This is a genomic window from Arthrobacter vasquezii (genome assembly GCF_029455255.1).
Taxonomy (GTDB): domain Bacteria; phylum Actinomycetota; class Actinomycetes; order Actinomycetales; family Micrococcaceae; genus Arthrobacter_D; species Arthrobacter_D parietis.
Genome location: NZ_JAROKN010000017.1, coordinates 12,570 through 33,516 on the forward strand (window position 1 = coordinate 12,570; position 20,947 = coordinate 33,516).

At 61.2% G+C, this 20,947-nt stretch carries 15 protein-coding genes; 11 read left to right on the top strand and 4 right to left on the bottom strand.

Features of this window, described 5'->3' with window-relative positions; translation table 11 throughout:
• Entirely contained in the window at positions 1–1,227 is a 1,227-nt protein-coding gene (locus P4U43_RS08475) for a glycerophosphoryl diester phosphodiesterase membrane domain-containing protein (protein WP_277358342.1), read from the bottom strand.
• 308 nt (positions 1,228–1,535) lie between these two features.
• On the opposite strand from P4U43_RS08475, the gene mtrA reads away from it, so the two are divergent.
• The 7 genes from mtrA (at position 1,536) to secA (ending at position 11,554) form a co-directional block, all read left to right on the top strand.
• On the top strand, positions 1,536–2,213 hold the full coding sequence (gene mtrA, locus P4U43_RS08480) for an MtrAB system response regulator MtrA (protein ID WP_056549723.1): 678 nt from the start codon (positions 1,536–1,538) through the stop codon (positions 2,211–2,213).
• Between the two features lie 79 nt (positions 2,214–2,292).
• Positions 2,293–3,933 carry an MtrAB system histidine kinase MtrB gene (gene mtrB, locus P4U43_RS08485; RefSeq protein ID WP_277358343.1) on the top strand — a complete coding sequence of 547 codons (1,641 nt, stop codon included), beginning with the start codon at positions 2,293–2,295 and terminating at the stop codon, positions 3,931–3,933.
• Positions 3,930–5,627: an LpqB family beta-propeller domain-containing protein gene (locus tag P4U43_RS08490; RefSeq protein ID WP_277358344.1), complete on the top strand. Its 1,698-nt coding sequence runs from the start codon at positions 3,930–3,932 to the stop codon at positions 5,625–5,627. The genes mtrB and P4U43_RS08490 overlap by 4 nt, the downstream gene beginning before the upstream one ends.
• A 113-nt stretch (positions 5,628–5,740) precedes the next feature.
• Positions 5,741–6,652: a ComF family protein gene (locus P4U43_RS08495; protein WP_277358345.1), complete on the top strand. Its 912-nt coding sequence runs from the start codon at positions 5,741–5,743 to the stop codon at positions 6,650–6,652.
• Positions 6,653–6,762: 110 nt separating this feature from the next.
• The gene (gene hpf / locus P4U43_RS08500; RefSeq protein WP_277358346.1) at positions 6,763–7,488 is read left to right on the top strand and encodes a ribosome hibernation-promoting factor, HPF/YfiA family; all 726 of its coding nucleotides are present in this window, start codon (positions 6,763–6,765) and stop codon (positions 7,486–7,488) included.
• 28 nt (positions 7,489–7,516) lie between these two features.
• Entirely contained in the window at positions 7,517–8,740 is a 1,224-nt protein-coding gene (locus P4U43_RS08505) for a winged helix-turn-helix domain-containing protein (protein ID WP_277358347.1), read from the top strand.
• 75 nt (positions 8,741–8,815) lie between these two features.
• A complete protein-coding gene (gene secA / locus P4U43_RS08510; RefSeq protein ID WP_277358348.1) occupies positions 8,816–11,554 on the top strand; it encodes a preprotein translocase subunit SecA in 2,739 nt (912 codons plus the stop codon).
• A 31-nt stretch (positions 11,555–11,585) separates the two neighbouring features.
• Here the strand turns inward: secA and P4U43_RS08515 are convergent, their stop codons facing one another.
• Together P4U43_RS08515 and P4U43_RS08520 are read right to left on the bottom strand one after the other, a co-directional pair.
• The gene (locus P4U43_RS08515; RefSeq protein WP_277358349.1) at positions 11,586–12,131 is read right to left on the bottom strand and encodes an Rv3235 family protein; all 546 of its coding nucleotides are present in this window, start codon (positions 12,129–12,131) and stop codon (positions 11,586–11,588) included.
• A 14-nt stretch (positions 12,132–12,145) separates the two neighbouring features.
• Positions 12,146–12,904, bottom strand: a complete 759-nt coding sequence (locus P4U43_RS08520) for a LysM peptidoglycan-binding domain-containing protein (RefSeq protein WP_277358350.1) — start codon at positions 12,902–12,904, stop codon at positions 12,146–12,148.
• 135 nt (positions 12,905–13,039) lie between these two features.
• On the opposite strand from P4U43_RS08520, the gene P4U43_RS08525 reads away from it, so the two are divergent.
• The gene (locus P4U43_RS08525) at positions 13,040–13,588 is read left to right on the top strand and encodes a hypothetical protein (protein WP_277358351.1); all 549 of its coding nucleotides are present in this window, start codon (positions 13,040–13,042) and stop codon (positions 13,586–13,588) included.
• Between the two features lie 57 nt (positions 13,589–13,645).
• On the opposite strand, the gene P4U43_RS08530 is transcribed toward P4U43_RS08525, so the two are convergent.
• Positions 13,646–13,873: a helix-turn-helix domain-containing protein gene (locus tag P4U43_RS08530; RefSeq protein WP_277358352.1), complete on the bottom strand. Its 228-nt coding sequence runs from the start codon at positions 13,871–13,873 to the stop codon at positions 13,646–13,648.
• A gap of 210 nt (positions 13,874–14,083) precedes the next feature.
• On the opposite strand from P4U43_RS08530, the gene P4U43_RS08535 reads away from it, so the two are divergent.
• Genes P4U43_RS08535 through P4U43_RS08545 form a run of 3 tightly spaced genes read left to right on the top strand, consistent with a single transcriptional unit; the run spans position 14,084 to position 20,947 of the window.
• Positions 14,084–14,737 (top strand): SAF domain-containing protein, encoded by a 654-nt coding sequence (locus tag P4U43_RS08535; protein WP_277358353.1) that lies wholly within the window; start codon positions 14,084–14,086, stop codon positions 14,735–14,737.
• Positions 14,734–16,059 (top strand): AAA family ATPase, encoded by a 1,326-nt coding sequence (locus P4U43_RS08540; protein ID WP_277358354.1) that lies wholly within the window; start codon positions 14,734–14,736, stop codon positions 16,057–16,059. Before P4U43_RS08535 ends, P4U43_RS08540 begins: the two co-directional genes overlap by 4 nt.
• A gap of 46 nt (positions 16,060–16,105) precedes the next feature.
• Complete coding sequence (locus P4U43_RS08545) at positions 16,106–20,947, top strand: NAD-glutamate dehydrogenase (RefSeq protein ID WP_277358355.1); 4,842 nt, start codon at positions 16,106–16,108, stop codon at positions 20,945–20,947.

Sequence of the window (20,947 nt, forward strand, 5' to 3'; positions counted from 1 at the left end):
CTAGACCTCTGGCCGGTCGTGCGGGCTCTGCGGCCCGGGGTGTCCGAACCCTTCCCGGGGTGACTGACCGGGAATGGGGGAGTACGTACCCTGCGCGCGCGCCTCATTCTCCCGCAGGAGGACGATATCGAATCCCTCGCGCCGGATTCGAAGGTCGACATAGAGCAGAGCGGTGACGCCGGCCTGGAATGCGAAGCCAATGGCCGTGAAAACCGCTGTCACGGCCTGAACGATCAGGAGCACGGGCAGTGATTCGAGCAACGCTGCTTCGGTTGAGGCGGGCGCCGACGTGAATGATCCAAAGCCGAAAGCCAGGAATGAGACGGGCGCCGCAACGACCTGCGTGATGATCGAGACGATGATCGATGTCAGTACCAGGATGCCGAAGGTCCGCCACCAGTTCCCGGTGGTGAGGGTCCATGACCGGCGAAGCGCCGCGATGGGCCCGACGCCCTCGAGCATAAGCGCCGCGGGGGCCATGATCCACTTGATATTGAGCCAGACGGCAACGGCAACGGCGGCCAGTACACCGACCACGACAATTGCTATTGCCGCGTCCTCAAGGGCCAGTGACAGGCCGACAAGAATAACCACGAGTACGCCAACGGAGACGGTCCAGAGAAGGAAGAGCATTGCCCCGAGCCCTATGAGCGGGAGGATTCTGCGCCCGGCGAGCTTCCACAGCTCGGCGAATCCAGTGCGCTCATCGAGGACGGCGCGGGCGATCGGAATGATCAGCACGCCCTGGAGAATGAGAACGCCCACCGAAGTCAGCAGAATGAGGACGGAACCGACGGAGAGAGCTGACGCTACAAGCCCGGTGACCTCCGCCGACGAGGCGGAGATGGGGTCGAAGGTAGCGAGGGACCCGGTGAGTCCGATCGTGAGCAGAACAGTAAGGACAGCGACGATTACCTGAAACAGGATGGCCGTTCCGAAGGTGGAGAGCGGGTTGCGGCGGCAAGCCTGGAAGGCGCCGTCCAGGATCTCGCCCAAACCGAGCGGACGAAGCGGAATGATTCCGGGTTTCGGCGGAACCTGATACCCGTGGAACTGGCCGGGCGGGGGAACGGGCCATCCGGGGTTCCCGTGTGGCGCTGCCTGCTCCGAGGGCCAAGCCTGGTTCTGCCCCCACGTCGGTTGCTGGTTCTGACCCCACGGTGCTGGTCCGGAAGGGGACTGCCATGGGCGGTCCTCAGGTTGGTCTTCCGGAACGTTTCCGCTCATCCCTATCCCCTTACACCGGTCTGTTGGTCACTGCGCCCGTACAGGAGCCGTTTACACGCGACCTCTTATGCGCAGCCTCTGATTGCCCCTACACCGAGAACTATAGTTACCGGAACTGACGTTTCCGGCGTCGAACCGATGCGGTGCAGGCGGCCGGGTTCCATTGTTCTGCATCGGACCGGCTTTCCCTCGTACTTTTCGCGAATTTGCCCGCAAATCGTCCTCTAGGATGACAAAGGCGGGCAAGCCGCGGGTGCGGGATGCGCGCCAATGCGACATTGGTGGGGGCAATGGGACAATATGGGATTATGAAGGCACGCATTTTGGTCATAGACGACGACGAAGCACTGGCTGAGATGATCGGCATTGTTCTGCGGAACGATGGCTTCGATCCGGTGTTTTGCGCCGATGGTGCGCAGGCGGTTGATGTCTTCAGGAGTACCAAACCCGATCTCGTCCTTCTGGACCTCATGCTTCCGGGGATCGACGGGATCGAAGTTTGTAGGCAGATCCGCAACGAATCAGACCTTCCCATTGTCATGCTCACCGCCAAATCGGACACGTCCGACGTCGTTCGCGGACTGGAGTCCGGCGCGGACGATTACGTACCGAAGCCCTTCAAACCGGCCGAGCTGGTTGCACGGGTCCGCGCCCGCCTGCGGCCCGGAGATCAGAAAGCACCCGAAACACTGCGCATCGGCGAGGTCAGTATCGATGTCGCGGGACACTCGGTCACCAGGGCGGGGGAGCCGATCTCCCTGACGCCGCTTGAATTCGATCTACTCGTTGCACTGGCGCGCAAACCCTGGCAGGTCTTCACGCGGGAGCTCCTGCTGGAGCAAGTGTGGGGATACCGGCACGCAGCGGACACCCGGCTCGTTAATGTCCATGTACAGCGGCTTCGATCCAAGATCGAAAGGGATCCTGAGGCCCCGGAAATCGTACTGACCGTTCGCGGCGTCGGATATAAGGCGGGACAAGCGTAATTTGGAATGGCGTGTAGCCCAATCCCTCAGCTCGGCGTCAAGTGGTGCCGCGCGGGGATGGGGATGGATTCAGTCCATCATGGCGCAAACCGCAAGGCGCTGGCGGCAGTCACTGCTGTTCAGGACCGTGACCTCCACCCTGGTGCTCACCGCCGTCGCGCTGGTGGCCGTTGGAGCGTTCCTCTCCAGCCAGATTGCGAACGGCCTCTACCAGGAGAGGTTGGAGCAGTTCAAGGCTGAGGCAAGCGCCGGCCTGAGCGAGGTCAAGCAGATTTTCGCACAGACCTCGGTCACTGACCGTGAGTCGACCGCGCAGCTCGTCCGCGACACGCTCCCCAGCCTCGAGGGCGGTGGCGCTGACGCTCCCCGGCAGTATTCGCTCAAGAGCGTTCCCAATCAGGAAGGCCCTATCTTCGTTTCGCCGTTGGCAAGTTCGAATCTTGTGGAGTCCTCCGCTATCCCTGAAGAGCTCGCGGAAGCCGTCCAGAACGGTGACGCCCAATACTGGTCGCCGATCACCCTCGCGACGTCCGCCTCGGGCACCGAGTTCGACGTGCCGGGTATCGCTTTCGGAACCAAGGTCACTCTTCCTCCGGATCAGACGGAATACTCGCTGTATCTGATTTACGACCTCTCCTCCATGCAGGCCACCCTTGATTACATCCACGGGGTCACGTGGATCGGTGGAACCCTCTTGCTGGTAACCATCGGCGCGATCGTCTGGCTCGTCACCAGAAGCGTGGTCGGGCCGGTCAGCCACGCTGCGCTGGTGTCCGAGAAGCTGGCAGCGGGTCAGCTGGAGGAGCGCATGGAGACCCAGGGCGAGGATGAGGTAGCCCGGCTTGGAGCCTCCTTCAATCACATGGCAGCCAGCCTGCAGGACCAGATCACCCAGCTGGCCCAGCTCTCCCAGATGCAGCAGCGGTTTGTATCGGACGTATCGCATGAGCTACGGACTCCCTTGACCACCGTTCGCATGGCCGCCGAGGTCCTCCACGAGGCGCGGGAGGACTTTGATCCGGTCAACCGGCGCTCGGCCGAAATCCTGTACAACCAGGTGGAACGCTTCCAATCGCTGCTCGCAGACCTCCTTGAAGTTTCACGCTTCGACGCGGGGGTGGCTGTGCTGGACGCTGAGGCCACTGATATCTTCCAGCTCGTCCACCACGTCATTGATGGAGCACGCCCGCTCGCCGAGAGCCATAAGTCTGAGATCACTGTGATCTCGAATGAAACGAAGTGCGTCGTAGACGCGGACCCTCGACGCATCGACCGCATCTTGCGCAACCTCGTTGTCAACGCCCTCGAGCATGGCGAAGGGAAGCCCATCAATATCTACATAGCATCGAACCCGGATGCCGTGGCAGTGGCAGTAAGGGACCACGGAATCGGCATGACTCCGCTCGACGCTGCGCGGGTGTTCGACCGCTTCTGGCGTGCGGACCCCGCACGGGCCCGCACTACAGGCGGAAGCGGTCTGGGGCTGTCGATCGCAACTGAGGATGCGCGGCTGCACGGCGCCTGGCTTCAGGCCTGGGGATCTCCGGGGGAGGGCTCCTGCTTCCGTCTTACCCTGCCCAAGCGGCGGGACTCGGTGCTGAAGGTTTCGCCATTGCCGCTACCCCCGCGGCAGGCTGCGCTCCCACCAGGTCCGGCGGCATCTCCGACGACACCGGACGCCGTTCCTACCCTTCATGGCGCGGGCGGGAGCGAGCTATGAACGCGTGGCCCCGCTTGCAGCGAGTCAGCATACTGATCCTGCTCATCTCGCTGCTCAGTGCGTGTTCGTCCATCCCCAAAGCAGGGCCGATCGGCACAATCGAGGCTACGGCCGAGGATGAGTTGGGTCCTCGCTTTGTCAACGATCCGCCACCGCCCCGAGAGGGTGCAAGCGCGGCTGCGATACTCGACGGTTTTCTTTTTGCCGGCATCGGCGTCTCCGACAACTACAGTGTGGCGCGGTCTTTTCTCACTCCCGCCCTGGCAGAGACATGGGAGCCCGAAGAGGAAATTACCATTTACCGGTCGGACTTCAAGATCAGTTCTACGCCGACCGAAGGTGAACTGCAGCTTCAGCTCGAGGTGGCCGCCTATATCGATGGATCGGGTATCCGTCGCAATGTGGCAGCGGGAACCACGGAATCGATCACCGTCCAATTGGAACAGGTTCAGGGTCAGTGGCGCGTCGCGGAGATACCGAGCGGGATCATGATTTCCGCCGCGGACGCCGAGGCGTTCCTGCAACCGCATGAGCTGTACTTCTACAGCAGTAGTTATCAGTATTGGGTTCCCGATGTCCGGTGGTTCGTGAACCGCCAGGGTATTGCGACCAACATCGTGCAGTCGCTCATCGACGGACCGGCGCCGTATCTGCAGGGCGCAGTGACCAGCGCATTCCCCGAAAACGCAGCACTGGCTGTGGAATCGGTACCGATTGAATCCGGCACCGCAACCATCGACTTCACCCAGGACATCCTGACGGCTGCCGACAATCTGCGGCGTCAACAGATGGAACAGCAGTTGAGGGTCACCCTCACCGGCCTTAATACAGTCAATTCGGTGGAACTTAGGGCAGGGCAACCCATCGACATCGATATTGATCCAGACCTGGTTCTTCCCAAGCAGGACCCGGCTGTGCCGAGCCAACAGATAGTGATCAGCGATAACGAGCTTGCCTTCTTCCAGGGCGGTCAGCTCACGACGGAGGACGGCGTCCCCTCCGTCTCGGAGTTCGACCCGGTTGATCCCGCCATGTCCTATGACACGAGGAATTTCGCCTTTCTCAACGGTGACCGGACGGAACTCATGGCGACCGGCCTCGAGCAGAATGTCCGGACGGTCGTTACCGGGTCAAACCTCACCCACCCCAGCTATGATCCTGCCAACTGGATCTGGACGGCCGGAAGCGCGGGAGGGCGGTCCTATGTCCGCGCCGTTCCGCCGGGCGGAAGCGCCGGCAACGCCATCGAGGTTCTCACCGCTTGGCTGGGTAACCGCACGATCAGCGAGATCCGCATCTCGCGCGACGGCGCGAGGGCGCTCATCGTGGCGCAGCAATCGGGTAAGAGTCAATTGCTGTTGTCCGGTGTGAGCAGGAGTGAGGACGGAGTGCCCCAGGCGTTGAGCGATCCCATCTCCCTCAACCCCACCGGAGCCATAGACACAGCGAAATGGGTAACGGAAACTTCCGTCGTCGTCGCTGATACCGCCAACGAGGGGGCGGTGACCGCCACCTTGATTCCTTTTGCAGCCAACATCGATGAATACTCTCCGCTCGAAGGGCTTGAACACCTGAGCGCGGGCACAGGAAGCACCAACGTGTTCGCTGAAAGCGGCACCAGTATCTTCGGCGTCGTCGGTAATGCCTGGACAGACCAGGGCGTCGTAGCGCGGGACCCGTCGTTCGCAGGCTGATCGCCCTTTTCGTTGCGTTATCCACAGGCCCGTCTAATAAAGCAACCTGACCGCCTGGTCCATGGCACGGTGTAGCAATGTGGCGAGAAGATATTGCGCGCAGCCTTGACCGAATGAGACTGCATCCCGGTTGGAACAGGGTCGTGGGTGCGTTGCGGGAGTTCTGGTCCCTGATCTTTCCGACAGAGTGCGTGGTCTGCGAGCGCCCTGACAGCTCTCTCTGTCCCGATTGCGCGGCGTTTCTGCGACGCGCAACCGTACGGCCTTTTCGGGCTGACCAGGGCGCGGAGGGCCTGCCCGAATCCGAAGGCGCGCAGACGGCGGTTGCAGCGGGCGGAGCTGACAGCTTCTCGCCGCTTCCGGTCATTGCGGCCGGGCCGTACGCCAAAGCGGTGTCCGCAGTCCTGCTCGCTTTCAAGAATCACGGTCACACCGACATTGCCCGGTGGCTGCAGGCCGCCCTCGCCGGAGCGCTGCACGAGGCCAGATGGACGCTTTGCCCTGATTCGCCGGAAGTGCTGCTGGTCCCGGTTCCAGCGCGCGCAGCGTCGATCCGGCGTCGCGGTTATGATCCGCTGACCCTGCTGCTTGATGCACTCTCCAGGCGCCGCGAGTTGCCGGCAGGAACCACCATCGCTCCCGCGGTACGCATCAGTATTCGACCGGCACTACTGTGGACGCGGATCTCAGGCGGCCTGTCACAGAAGGCCCTCGGCAAACGGGGCCGGCGACAAAACCTCCTCGGCAGTATGGAAGCTGCGCCCGCAACGCGGAACGTCGGAATCGCCCGGCCCTGCATCGTTGTGGACGATGTTCTGACAACAGGAGCCACCATCGCCGAAACCGTGCGCGTGCTGCGCGCCTCCGGCGCGGTGGTGGCAGGCGCCGTCGTTATCGCGGCCACGCCGGCCCCGAGCGGGAAGGATGCAACGACGACGGCGGTCCTCCCAGCGGTCTCGAAGGTACCTCCCAGCGAACCCGCCGAAAAAAACCGGTGCGTAGGGGTGAATTCAAACAACGGGTGAACTACCGTGAAGTATGGGTATCACAACGAAGACAGTTACCCATCGACAGCGGCTGGAAGGAGCGGATCCTCGGCCGCTGTTGTGTCACCTGAGCGATTTTGGAGGGCACTATGGAATTCATGATCAACGGACGAAACCTCGCTGTTTCTGACCGGTTCCGGGAATATGCGGAAGAGAAGATCGACAAAATCGAACAACTGGGGGACAAGGTCCAGAGGCTGGACGCGAAGGTAACGAAGGAGCCGAACGCGCGCCAGGCAGACAGCGCACTCACCGTGGAGCTCACCGTGATGCAAAAGGGTCCTGTGATCAGGGCCGAGGCGTCGGCAGCGGACAAGTTCGCAGCCTTCGATCTGGCGTACAGCAAGCTGCTGGAGAGACTGCGCAGGGCCAGGGACCGGCGCAAGGTGCACCATGGAAGGCACACACCCGTCGCAGTCCGGGAAGCGACTGCCACCCTTGAACCCGCCAGCACGGAACAACCGATCTACGCGGCTTCTTCCAACCACACGGGCAGCGATCCAGCTCAAGCAGCTGATCAGACCGGGTACGAGGTTGAAAGCGACATCCCCGCTGGCGATTCGCCGGTACTGATTCGCCGCAAGGTCTTCTCGGGAGTTCCGATGAGCCTTGATGATGCCGTCGACAATATGGAACTTGTCGGGCACGCTTTCTATCTTTTCGTTGACTCACAGACAGGGGCGCCTTCGGTCGTCTATCGTCGTCAGGGGTGGACCTACGGAGTGATCACTCTCGATTCGAAATGCGCGGACGGGCCGGAAGACCCGCATGAGGAACTTGTCGCTTACCGTTCACGTGAGTCGGCAACCGCTTAGCGTCTGAGCGGGAATCTATGATCGAACAATGACCTCCTCCCTGACTCTCCTCCAGGCACGTCGGATCGCACTGGAGGCGCAGGGACTGGCACGGGAACGGCCCACCAATACCCCGGGAACGCGGGAGGTGGGCCGTATCCTTGCCCAGCTGCAACTTCTGCAGATCGACTCCGTGAACGTGCTCTCCCGCAGCCACTACCTGCCGCTGTTCGCACGGCTCGGACCCTACGACCGCACGCTGCTGGATCGGCTTTCGTCCCGTGCGCCCCGGCGTCTGGTGGAGTACTGGGCCCACGAGGCGAGCCTCGTCCTCCCTGAACTCTTTCCCTACCTCGTCAGCACCCAGAGCCGAAAATGGGCGAGTGCATCCTCGCTGCCCACTGAAGTGCGGCAGGTCCTCAGTAACCGCATCCTCGAGCTGCTAAGCGCAAGCCGCCCACTCACCGCGGCCGAGGTACAGGACCGCATCGGCCATTCCGAGCAGAAGAGAACGGGCCAGTGGGGCTGGAACTGGAGCTCCGCAAAAAGGGTGCTTGAGGACCTCTTTCAGCAGGGGCTCATCTCGTCCGCAGGACGGACTGCGCAGTTCGAGCGGCGCTACGCACTGACAGAAAAGGTGATGCCTGATCCGGCTCTTGCCAACCTCGACATACCCCCAGCAGATGCCTACCTTCACCTGACGGAGCGCGCAGCCCGGGCACTGGGAATCGGTACCACCCGATGTCTGGCAGATTATTTTCGTATTCCCGTGAAAGCCGCGACAACCGCCGTCCATGTGCTGGTGCAGCGCGGAACACTGATTCCTGTATCGGTTGCGACGTGGAAGCAGCCCGCCTACCGCTATGCCGGATCTGTTCTTCCACGGGCTGCCACCGGAAGGGCATTGCTGAGTCCTTTCGACTCATTGGTCTTTGAACGGCGGAGGCTTGAATCGCTGTTCGGCTTCCACTACCGCATCGAGATCTACACGCCGGCTGAGAAGCGGACGTATGGCTACTACGTGTTGCCGTTCCTTCTTCGTGATTGCATGGCTGCTCGGGTGGACCTCAAGGCGGACCGGGCGCAGGGGCAGCTGCTGGTGAGAGCGGCGCATGGTGAGCCGTCGATGCCCGCGGACACCGCCGTCGAACTGGCGGCGGAACTCGTTCTCATGGCCGGATGGCTGGGACTGGACGAGGTGATCGTGGAACCGCGAGGAAACCTGTCGGCCCAACTGGCTGCGCAGATGGCCGAGGAATACGCGGGGAACTAAATCGAGGGACGGTACGTCTCTCACGTAGACTGAATTCGCCAGGAAACGGCGTACCTAGATTGGGAGCAAAAACCAGTGCCATCACTTCTTGAACGAGTCCTTCGTACCGGCGATAAGAAGACACTGAAGCAACTCCGCAACTACGCCGACGCTATCAACGTACTCGAAGATGAGTTCCGCGCCCTCAGCGACGAGGAATTGCGCGGGGAGACCGATAAGCTGAAGAAGCGCTACGAGGACGGGGAAACCCTGGAGGCGCTCCTGCCCGAGGCATTCGCTGCCGTGCGGGAAGCGGCCGGGCGCACACTGGGGCTTCGTCATTTCGACGTTCAGCTGATGGGAGGCGCTGCGCTCCATCTGGGCAACATCGCCGAAATGAAGACCGGTGAAGGGAAGACCCTCGTCGCCACCGCGCCGGCTTACCTGAACGCTCTCACCGGCAAGGGCGTCCACATCGTCACCACAAACGACTACCTGGCCGAGTACCAGTCCGACCTGATGGGCCGGGTTTTCCGTTTCCTTGGATTGAGCTGCGGCTGCATCCTGTCCAAGCAGGATCCTGCCACCCGGCGCGCACAGTACGCATCGGACATCACCTATGGCACAAACAATGAGTTCGGATTCGACTACCTCCGCGACAACATGGCCTGGAGCGCCGGCGAACTGGTCCAGCGTGGACACAACTTCGCGATCGTCGATGAGGTTGACTCGATCCTGATCGATGAGGCGCGGACGCCGCTGATTATTTCCGGGCAGGCCTCGGGTGATGTGAACCGGTGGTATACCGAGTTCTCCAAGGTGGTTACCCGCCTCACTCGGGATACGGATTATGAAGTTGACGAGAAGAAGCGCACCGTCGGTGTTCTTGAGAGCGGCATTGAGAAGGTTGAGGACTACCTCGGCATTCACAACCTCTACGAATCAGCCAATACGCCGCTGATCGGCTTCCTGAACAATGCGATCAAGGCGAAGGAACTTTTCAAGCGGGACAAGGACTACGTCGTTTTGAACGGCGAGGTCATGATTGTCGATGAACATACGGGTCGAATGCTTGCCGGTCGGCGCTACAACGAGGGAATGCACCAGGCGATCGAGGCCAAAGAAGGCGTTGAGATCAAGGCGGAGAACCAGACCCTCGCCACGGTCACACTGCAGAACTACTTCCGCCTGTACAACAAGCTGTCGGGCATGACCGGTACTGCGGAGACGGAAGCCGCTGAGTTCATGGGAACTTACAAGCTGGGCGTTGTGCCCATTCCCACCAACCGGTCCATGATTCGCGAGGACCGCTCGGACCTGATTTACAAGAATGAGATTGCGAAGTTTGATGCCGTCGTCAAGGACATCGTGGAGCGGCACGAAAAGGGACAGCCGGTGTTGGTGGGTACAACGTCGGTTGAGAAGAGCGAGTACCTCTCCAAGCAACTCGCCAAGGCGGGCATCCGGCACGAGGTACTGAACGCGAAGAACCATGCCCGTGAGGCCTCGATCGTCGCGCAGGCGGGCCGCAAGGCTGCGGTGACGGTGGCAACCAATATGGCCGGTCGCGGTACGGACATCATGCTCGGTGGTAATGCCGAGTTCAACGCGGTGGCCGCTCTCGAGAAAAAGGGCCTGCATCCGGCGGAGAACCCAGAGGAATACGAGGCTGAATGGCCTAACGCTCTCGCCGCGGCAAAAGACGCGGTGGAGGCAGAGCAGGAGGAAGTCCGGGATCTCGGGGGGCTCTATGTGCTCGGAACGGAACGGCACGAATCCCGGCGTATCGACAACCAGCTGAGGGGCCGCTCCGGTCGTCAGGGCGATCCCGGAGCGTCTCGTTTCTATCTCTCCCTCACCGATGATCTGATGCGCTTGTTCAACTCCGGCGCTGCGGAGCGGATCATGAACAGTTCATCGATGCCTGATGACGTTGCGCTGGAATCGAAGTTGGTCTCCAAGGCGATTGAGAACGCCCAGGGCCAGGTGGAGGGACGCAACGCGGAGCAGCGAAAGAACGTCCTGAAATACGACGACGTCCTGAACCGGCAGCGTGAGGCAATCTACAGCGACCGCCGGCGCATCCTGGAGGGCGATGACCTGCACGAGAAGGTGGAGCACTTCCTCGAAGACGTAGTCACGGCGATGGTGGATGAGGCGACCGCACAGGGCCACGGCGACGACTGGGACTACGAGCTCCTCTGGACCAACCTCAAAACGCTCTATCCGATCAGTCTCACTATCGACGAGGTAGTTGAGGAAGCCGGCAGTAAGTCGAAAATCACCCGCGATTTCCTGCACGCCGAGATTCTCTCCGATGCGAAGGTCGCCTACAAGCAGCGTGAAGAGTCGCTCGGCGAGAAGTCCATGCGGGAGTTGGAGCGCCGCGTTGTCCTGTCTGTCATTGGCAGGAAGTGGCAGGAGCATCTCTACGAGATGGATTATCTGAAGGAAGGCATCGGTCTGCGTGCCATGGCACAGCGCGATCCGCTCGTGGAGTATCAACGTGAGGGATTCGTACTGTTCCAGGCGATGATGGAAGCCATTCGCGAGGAGAGCATCGGCTACATCTTCAACCTTGAGGTTGAAGTAGCGCCGGCACAGCGGTCGGGACTGCCTGGCGTGGCAGATGGCCGCGGGCTGGTGGACACCCCGACAATCAAGGCTGCAGGTCTTGAGGAACCTGAGCGCCCTGCCAGCCTGGCGTTCACATCACCCAACGCTCAGGGTGGCGTGGAGACCCGGGTCGAAAGACGGCGCAGCGAGGCTGATGATGACTCCGCTAAGGGCGGTCGGGCGGAACAGCGCGCTGCTGCCAAGCGCCGCCGCAAGTAGCCGTTTGGCGGTGGTGCCAAATCGGAGGACGTCATCCGATTTGAAGTTCGGTGACGCGCCACTGGCCACGCCAGCGCTCGATCCGCAGGGCGATTGCCCTGGCGCGTTGTTGCTCTGCTGCGACAACTGAAACTTCGAAAATTGAGGCAGTGATCGGGCAAATGCGCACGCTTCGAATGAGGACGTTGCGATGAAGGCGTGAGGCGCTGCTACCGGTTCTTCCGCCAGATGCGGATCCTCGTGTTTGTTCGATGCTGCGAACCAGATTGGAACGCAGCTGAAGACGCTCATAGCTGCGCGCGTCGAGCATCCTTGCCATCTGCTGCAGCGGTCTCGTTCCGCCGAGAACCTCGAGGGCACCCCGGGCGACCTTCCTGGCCAGGGTCTCGAGCTCGTCCGGGATCACCGGTTCCGGGCTCGGCATCGGGGCAGGCGGCCGCGGAAGCGAAAGTACCGTTGCTTCATCTGTCCGGCCAAGGGCCGTTGGGTCATGGAGCAGGAGAGGGCGCGGCGCGCCGCTTACCTTCGCAAGGGGCGCAACGTCGGCGGTGGTGGGCAGATGGGAGATGGCGCTCACGTGGTTTCCTCGTTTCATTTCGATGCCGGTGAAGCACCCATTGGCGGATGGAGTATCTGTCCGGGCAGAAGCAGCTCCGGGTTGTCTCCGATAACGTCCCTGTTCGCCGCATACCAATGCGGCCAGATCTCGGCTACTTTCGCGTCCGAGGCTGCCGGACCCAGATGCCGGGCAGTCAGGCTCCACAGCGAGTCGCCTGGCTGCACCACCATTTCTTCCGGTCCCGCACCTGGGGCAGACCCACTGTCGCGCGGGTCTTTGACCAGCAGGCCTCCAGCGGTGGGTTGCGCGCTTGGTTGCCAGGAAGGTTTGAGTACTTGTGGTGCTTCAACCGGTACCCATTGAGGGTTCAGGTTGGAGATCTCCTCCCCACCGTTAGCCTGCCCACCGTTAACCTGCCCAGCGGAAGCCTGCACAGCGGCGGATGACAATGGAGCTACGGCAGTTCCAGCATGTGCGCACGGGACCGTGATCAGATTGACACCCAGAGCCAGGCAAGCCGCCCGCCGCATGAAGATCGGAGCAAGAGATCCGATCCGCTGCGCGGCTTGTGGACGGCCCTGCCGGCGAAGCAACTCCGCCAGAATGGCGAAGCAGAAGCTGAGACTCCACCATGCCAGGACCAATGCGCCAAGGATGGCGACTCCCGCGCCCACCACTGTCGACAAACCGCTCCCGGTAGTGGAGAGCGCCTGAGCCTCCGCCAGCGTCTTCCCACCGAAAGCCAAAGCGCTGCCGAGCAACAGAATGGCAAGGACTGATCCTGTTTCCATCCACGTCGATTTCATTCCAACTCCGTTTGGTGCAGTTTGATGCAGTTTGATGTGTTCGATAGGACTTGTCTATCGTGGATCGTGTTGAATGTCTACTGGTTGACCCGATGATTTCATCGACCGTAGGCTGGTCCGATGCGCTGGACAGCACTTTTTGACGACATTGAGGCGCAGCTGGAAGCTGCGGAGCGGATCGCCGGCGATGCTGAAGTCGCGGACCGTGTTCGTCGTGAACAGGGTGGAGTGACCATCGCTGACCGCGTCCGCGGTCAGCTTGGTTTCGTTCTCACGGTGGAAACGTCAGGCGGGGGGAAATTTGACGGTGAGTTGACCCACGTCGGCTCGGAGTGGCTCGTCCTGAGCAAAGCCCCAGCGGAAGTGATAGTTCCCCTCACCGCCATCAGTCTTATCGGGGGCCTGGGTCGCAACGTTGCCGTTGGAACTTCGCGCGTAAGGGAAGGACTGGGGCTTGGATCCGCCCTACGAACTCTCGCCAGGGACCGTGCACGCGTCATCGTGCACCGGGTCGAGGGGAGCCCACGGATCGAAGGAATCATCGACCGGGTGGGTAAGGATTTTCTCGAGATTGCGGCGGTTTTGCCCGGTGAACTGCGGCGATCGGCGAGCGTTTCTGCCGTCTACGCTGTTCCCTTTGCGGGAATCGCTGCGGTCTCCTCGAGTTGACCGTCTGAGCGCGGTGCCCAGCAGGCACCGCGCTCAAACATCGGCGGAGCAGGTTCCCTAAAGTTCCTGCTCCACATGTATGCCGTCCTTCACGCTTGCTGCTGTTCTCTGGTAGGCGCGTGCGATGTAGTCCTCGAGTACCTGAGTCTCCACCCGCCATTGCCCACGGCCGCCAACCTGGATGGCTGGAAGCTCACCAGAGCGCACCAACGCGTAAGTCTGCGACGACGAGATATTGAGCACCTCGCCTACATCGGCCAGGGTCATGAACCGTTTCTGTGCCACGAAAGCCGCCTTCCCTTCGTTCCACGCAGGAAACCCTTCTGTCCCATCTTGCCACCCCTGAGCACTTCGGATCTCGATATCCACAGTTTGCTGCCAATTTGTCCTTTTGGTTTCCATTTGTTCGGACACTGCAACAGAATTACTTCGGGCGCGACTCCGTCGACGAGTTGCGTAGATGATTGTTAAGAGCGGGGAACAGGGGAACAACACGTGAGTCTCAAGATCGATAGTCCAGCGAGCACAGGAGCGCCGGTCCGTCTGCGGAAGCCGTCGTGGAAGGACCCTCGTCTTCTCGTCGGGATACTGCTCGTGTGTGTGTCAGTCGTTGGTGTGATCGCGCTCGTCGAAAGTGCAAACAAAACTGTCGCGATCTATGCCGCGCGAGGGGATTTGCCGGTTGGTTCGGAGCTCACTGAAGAGGATTTCCGCATCGTGCCGGTGCGGTTGGGGGAGGTCGAGGATTCGTACAGAATGGTCAGTGAAGGCCTTCCGGAGAACGCAGTTGCTTTGAGGCTTATCTCTGCGGGAGAACTGCTTCCTGCCTCCGGCCTAGGAGCGCCGGATGCCCTCGACCGTAAACCGGTAGGTTTGACCATCGAGGATCCGCTGCCCGCCGGAACCGCCACCGGTGACCGCGTCGACGTCTGGGTGTCACCACGCGGCGAGGGCAACGGCTTCGGCGCTCCGGAGCTGCTGCTTGAAGGTGCCGAGATCTATGACTACGCGGAGGAGGACTCCGCGCTGGGAGCCACCTCTTCTGCCCGCGTTTTCGTGCTGGTCGCTGATGAGACTCTTCCTGCGCTCCTTGATGCGCTGTCCAATGAGGCGAGGATCGCCGTCGTCGTTAATGCAGGTGCGCAGTGAGTATCCCAGTGGTAACGCTCGGAAGTTCCGCCAGCGACTGCGTGCCCGGTCTGGAACAGCTTCGCGGTCCAGTCACTGTGGTTCGGCGCTGCGCTGAATTCGCGGACATGATTGCGGCTTGCCAGACGGGGATCGCGCGGGCTGCAATCATCGCCTTCGATGCAGAAGAGCTCACGGCCTCGCTGGTGGAACGCCTGCGTACCGCTGATGTGGCCGTCGTTGCCTTGACCGACGACGACGACGCAAGGGAACGGCTGCGTGCGCTCGGGGTACGGCATCTTGCCTCCTCTGCGCCCTCCGTAGTCCTGGCAGATGAGGTTGCCGCCGCCGTTGCGGATCTCGAATCACAGCGCACGGGAAGCCTGATCGGTTCGTTCGCGGATACTTCACGTGCACTGGCGCCCCAAGCGCCGTCCCGGTCCGAAGAAGTCGAGCCAGATGGGAACGGCATCGTGTTCGCTGCGTGGGGCCCCACCGGTGCCCCGGGCCGCACCACGGTAGCGGTCAATGTTGCAGCCGAACTGGCTGCGACAGGTTCCCGCGTCCTGCTCGTCGACGCCGACACCTACGGCGCGAGCGTTGCCGCGTTCCTCGGACTGCTGGATGAGTCAGCGGGCATCGCCCAAGCCTGTCGCCTTGCAGATCAGGGCGTCCTCAACGCAGCGGCGCTGGAGCGAATCTGCACCAAAGTGGCACTCGACGGGCACGCACTCTTTGTCCTGACCGGCGTCACCCGCGCTGATAGGTGGGCGGAGGTGAGACCGTCCGCGCTTGGCCTTGTTCTGGCACTTGCGCGTTCGATGTTCAATTTCATAGTGATTGACTGTGCATTCGGTCTCGAAGCGGATGAAGAATTGAGCTTCGACACCCTAGCCCCGCGCCGGAACGGGGCGACGCTGCGGTGCCTTGAGCTGGCGGACGAGGTGTATGCAATCGGATCCGCTGATTCGGTTGGGGTTCCCCGCCTTGTGCGGGCGTTGACCGAGCTGGATGAAGTGGTGCCCACACTGACGCCACGGGTCGTGTTCAACAAAGTACGGGCAGCGTCGGTGGGCCGTTCGCCCGAGCGACAGCTTCGCGAGGCATGGGAACGCTTTGGTCCGTCCGTTCCTATTTCAACTTTCCTGCCCGCCGACTTCGAGGCTGCTGATGACGCCCTTCTCAAGGGTTCGACGCTGCGGGAAGCGGCTGCAGCCTCACCACTTCGCCAGGCGATCGCCTCACTGGTTGATGCACCGATTGAACAACGGCGGCGCGGCTCTACTAGGCCAACCTCCAACGAAATGAAGTTTTCCAGCAACGGCGTTAGGCTTCCACAGTAAGGGGGTCGCGAAGGGGCGGCCTTTCATTTCGTTACGGAGGCGGTTCATGTCGTCTGGATCCAGCACCACGGAACAGTCCAGCTCTGACACATCATTCACCGAGTTCATCCAGCACTATTACCAGCACCTCGCGGATGACGATGCCGGCACCTATTCGCCGGACGCGCTGACCAAACGGGCGCTTGAGCACCGCTCGGTGGCCGCAATCCGGTCCACGGGTGAGGCGCTTGTCGGGGTCTTTGACCAGGACGACGCGAGCATAGTCATGATCGTCACTGACGATATGCCTTTCCTCGTCGACTCCGTGACAGCGGAGCTGGTGCGCCAGCAAGCGGCCATCCGGCTGGTAGTGCACCCAACTTTCGTCACGGTGCGTCACCGGTCATCCCACGAGCTCATGCGGCTGCGACGGGTTCCGTCCTCAGCAGGTTCATCGAGTGGAGATACCGCGGCACTTCCAAACCTCGCCGATCTGGTGGCCGAGAGTGACGTCAGTGCGCACGTCGAATCCTGGATCGCGGTCGAGATCGGCCGAATCAGCGACGAGAAGCGGCGTGCAGAGATTATTGAAGGCCTGCAGCGCGTCCTCACGGACGTCCGCGCTGCAGTTGAGGACTGGGCGGCGATGCGCAGCAAGCTGCGCGAAGTGTCATCAACGCTGCAGCAGGTGCCGGCAGATGCCGGGATACCAGGTCTTGAGCAGGCGCAGGAGCTGTTGGCGTGGCTGGACGGGGGGAATTTCACGTTCCTCGGCTACAAGGAATACGACCTCGAGACAGAAAATGGTGAGGACGTTCTCCGCGTCCGTGAAGACAGCGGGCTGGGCCTGCTGCGTCACCCGATCGATGGCCGGCCCGTCCAGCATCTGACGCAGGCTGGCCGCGCCAAAGCCCGTGAGAAGCAGCCGCTCGTCATTACCAAGGCCAATTCACGCTCGACGGTACACCGCGCGGCTTACCTCGACTACATCGGCATCAAGCGGTTCGACAGCCAGGGCAACGTATCCGGTGAGCGGCGGTTTATCGGATTGTTCGCCACGAGCGCCTACACCGGATCCGTTCGCAGCGTTCCTATCGTCCGGGACAAAGTGAATGAAGTGTTACACCGTTGCGGGTTCCCTTCGGACTCGCATTCCGGTAAGGACCTGCTGTCCATTCTCGAGACGTACCCGCGGGATGAGCTGTTCCAGGTTGATGTCGATGACCTCGTCACGACGGCCATGGGCATCCTGAGGCTGCAGGAGAGGCGCCGTACAAGGCTGTTCCTCCGCCCGGATACCTATGGACGGTTCATGTCCGCACTGGTATACCTCCCTCGGGATCGCTACACAACCAGCGTTCGGCTGCGCATCGAGGATGAGCTGCGGCGTACATTCAAGGCCGAGTCCATCGATTACGAGGCGCGGATGAGTGAATCCGCCCTCGCGCGTCTGTTCTTCCGCATCCGGCTTCCCAAGGGTGCCGAAGTAGCCCACGTTGAGGTTGCCGAGCTTGAGCAGCGCCTCGTGATGGCTGCCCGTTCCTGGTCCGAGGGCATCGATGAAGTGGCACGGACCCGGTTCAACCGCCGGGATGCAGATCGATTCTCACGCCTGTGGGCTGAGGCGTTCCCGGCTGCCTATCGTGTTGATTACGAAGTGGAGGACGCGCTCGAGGACATCGAACGGTTCGCCGCCTATGACCGGATGGATACAGCCGGTCCGATCATGCATGTCTACGTTCCATCAGGTGCAGGCGAGCATCTGGAAGAGGACGCGCGGCTCAAGTTATATCTCACCGAGCCGAAAAGCCTCAGTCAGATCTTGCCGTTCCTGCACAATCTCGGTCTGGAGGTGCTCGACGAGCGTCCCTTCGAGATTGAACGTTCCGACGGCCGGGACTTCTTCCTCTACGACCTCGGCTTGCGTTACCCGCAGGGAATTGATCCAACAGGTACGGGTGAACTGTTGGAGGAGGCATTCGCCGCCGCCATGGCTAATGCCAGCGAATCCGATTCATTCGATCGACTCGTCCTGAAGGAAAACCTACGCTGGCGGCAGGTAGCCATTCTTCGCAGTTATGCGAAGTACATGCGGCAAATGGGCAACATGAACTCATACGGGTTCATCAGCGACACTCTGCTGGCCAACCCCGGGGTAACGCGCAAGCTGATTGCGCTCTTCGAGGGACGCTTCGATCCCGACCTCAGTTCCGGACAGCGCGAAGAAACGACGGCTCGCGTGCGTCGCGAGTTGGACTCTGACCTGGAGCAGGTTCCCACTCTTGACGCTGACCGGGTGCTTCGCACCTTCGCCAACGTCATCGAAGCGACACTGCGCACAAACTACTTCCAGGACCAGCACCACATCAGCTACAAGCTGAACACTGCTGCCATCGAGGGAGCTCCGCATCCGCGCCCGAAGTTTGAAATCTGGGTGTACTCACCTCAGGTCGAAGGCGTTCACCTACGTTTCGGGGACATTGCGCGGGGTGGACTGCGTTGGTCCGATAGGCGCGAAGACTTCCGCACAGAGATTCTCGGCCTTGTAAAGGCCCAAACGGTGAAGAATGCTGTGATCGTTCCGACTGGTGCGAAGGGTGGTTTCTACGCCAAGCAGTTGCCTGATCCCGCACAGGATCGCGCAGCGTGGATGGCAGAGGGCCAGGCAAGCTACCGCACGTTCATCCGCGCCCTCCTCGACATCACAGATAACCTCGTGACTACAGAGGACGGCGAGCAGGTTGTTCCACCCGAAAGGGTGGTCCGGCATGATGGCGACGACAGCTATCTTGTGGTGGCCGCGGATAAGGGGACAGCTTCCTTCTCAGACATCGCCAACGAGCTTTCCGCTGAATACGGCTTCTGGCTGGGCGATGCCTTCGCATCGGGTGGTTCCGTTGGGTATGACCACAAGGCAATGGGCATAACAGCCCGCGGGGCGTGGGAATCGGTAAAGCGACACTTCAGCGAGTTCGGGGTGGACACACAATCCGAAGAGTTCACAGTGGCCGGTGTCGGTGACATGAGCGGAGACGTCTTCGGTAACGGAATGTTGCTCTCGACGCACATCCGCCTCGTAGCGGCTTTCGATCATCGCCATATTTTTCTGGACCCCAACCCCGACGCATCGAGATCGTTCGACGAGCGCAAGCGGCTCTTTGAACTTCCGCGGTCCAGTTGGGCCGATTACAACCCGGAGCTGATCAGTGAGGGCGGCGGTGTATACGCGCGTCACGTGAAATCCATACCGGTTTCGGCGCAGGTCCGCGAGGCACTCGGTCTTGATCCCTCGGTGACGAGCATGAGTCCGCCGGAACTTCTCCGTGCCATCCTCAGCGCTCCGGTTGACCTTCTGTACAACGGCGGTATCGGCACCTACGTAAAAGCCTCCACCGAGTCACACGCAGATGTGGGCGACAAGGCAAATGATGCCATCAGGGTCGACGGGAACCAGCTGCGTGCACGCGTGGTCGGCGAGGGCGGAAACCTCGGAATGACCCAGCGCGGACGCATCGAGGCGGCGCTGAAGGGAGTAATCCTGAATACCGACGCAATCGACAACTCAGCAGGCGTGGATTGTTCTGACCACGAGGTCAACATCAAGATATTCGTTGACCGTATGGTCCGCATGGGGCGTCTGGGGGAGGATGAGCGCACAGAATTCCTGCACTCGATGACTGAGGAAGTGGCCGAACTCGTTCTTCAGGACAACATCGACCAGAACGTGCTGCTTCTCAACGACCGCCAGCGGGTACTGGAATGGAGCCCGAGCTTCGAGCGCTTGATGGACTGGCTGGAGTCCCATGCAGATCTCAACCGGGAACTGGAAGCTCTTCCCACCACGGTCGAGCTCAGGTCACGGGTAGAAAGCGGACAAGGCCTTACCGCGCCGGAGTTGTCGGTCCTCGCCGCCTACGCCAAGATCGAGCTGACCAAGGCACTGACCCGGAGCGACCTCGCTGATGATCCCTGGTTCAAGGGAACTTTGCGGCGTTATTTCCCCCGGCAGGTGGTCGAACGGTTCGACGAGGAGCTCGATACCCATCCGCTGCGCCGCGAGATCATTTCGACCGTCATCGCGAACGACATGATCAATATGGGCGGAATCACCTTCGTTTTCCGCGTGATGGAAGAAACATCGGTGAACGAGTCCGTCGTCGCACGTGCCTTTGTTGCACTGCGGGAGATCTACGAACTGGACCACATCATCGAAGCTCTCTCGGAGCTTCCTCCAAGCTTTCCGACTGAGCACTGGACCACGGTCCACCTCGATGTGCGCAGGTTGCTTGACCGGGCTGTGCGGTGGTTCGTCAACCACGTTGGCCGTGGCACAACAGTGGAAGAAGACATCGCTGCCTTCAAGCCGCTGCTCGATCCGCTGCGCACCAAGCTCGTCAACTACGTGCGCGGCGGGGACCTGGAACGGGTGCGCAGCTGGTTCCAGCGCGCTGAGGAGTGGGGACTGCCCGATTCGATTGCGCAGCACTGGGCGGAGCAATTCGAGTCATTCGGCCTGCTGGACGTTGCGCTCATCTCGCGTCGCGTCGATGAGCCGGTCGAGCGCATCGCCGAGGTCTACTACGCCATTTACGACCGCTTCAATGTGGATAACCTGCTTGAGCGCATCACTTCATTGCCCAGGGAGGACCGCTGGCAGGCGCTCGCTCGCGCTGCGCTCCGCGATGATCTCTACTCGACTGTCTCTGAGATGACCGTGTCAGTCATGAACAGCTCATCGCATCTCGGATCGTCAGACGCGTCCAGCAGGCTCCAGGAGTGGGAGAACCTCAATGCTGAGCACCTCGACCGGGCAAAGAAGATGTTCGCCGAGGTGAATCAGCTTGAACGCGATGACATGGCATCCCTCTCAGTTGCACTACGCTTGCTGCGTTCAATAGTGCGGCAGTAA

What these genes read in the sequence shown, in the direction of transcription:
- P4U43_RS08475 (WP_277358342.1), bottom strand. Translation starts at nt 1,227, where the DNA reads ATGAGCGGAAACGTTCCGGAAGACCAACCTGAGGACCGCCCATGGCAG.
- mtrA (WP_056549723.1), top strand. Translation starts at nt 1,536, where the DNA reads ATGAAGGCACGCATTTTGGTCATAGACGACGACGAAGCACTGGCTGAG.
- mtrB (WP_277358343.1), top strand. Translation starts at nt 2,293, where the DNA reads ATGGCGCAAACCGCAAGGCGCTGGCGGCAGTCACTGCTGTTCAGGACC.
- P4U43_RS08490 (WP_277358344.1), top strand. Translation starts at nt 3,930, where the DNA reads ATGAACGCGTGGCCCCGCTTGCAGCGAGTCAGCATACTGATCCTGCTC.
- P4U43_RS08495 (WP_277358345.1), top strand. Translation starts at nt 5,741, where the DNA reads ATGAGACTGCATCCCGGTTGGAACAGGGTCGTGGGTGCGTTGCGGGAG.
- hpf (WP_277358346.1), top strand. Translation starts at nt 6,763, where the DNA reads ATGGAATTCATGATCAACGGACGAAACCTCGCTGTTTCTGACCGGTTC.
- P4U43_RS08505 (WP_277358347.1), top strand. Translation starts at nt 7,517, where the DNA reads ATGACCTCCTCCCTGACTCTCCTCCAGGCACGTCGGATCGCACTGGAG.
- P4U43_RS08520 (WP_277358350.1), bottom strand. Translation starts at nt 12,904, where the DNA reads ATGGAAACAGGATCAGTCCTTGCCATTCTGTTGCTCGGCAGCGCTTTG.
- P4U43_RS08525 (WP_277358351.1), top strand. Translation starts at nt 13,040, where the DNA reads ATGCGCTGGACAGCACTTTTTGACGACATTGAGGCGCAGCTGGAAGCT.
- P4U43_RS08545 (WP_277358355.1), top strand. Translation starts at nt 16,106, where the DNA reads ATGTCGTCTGGATCCAGCACCACGGAACAGTCCAGCTCTGACACATCA.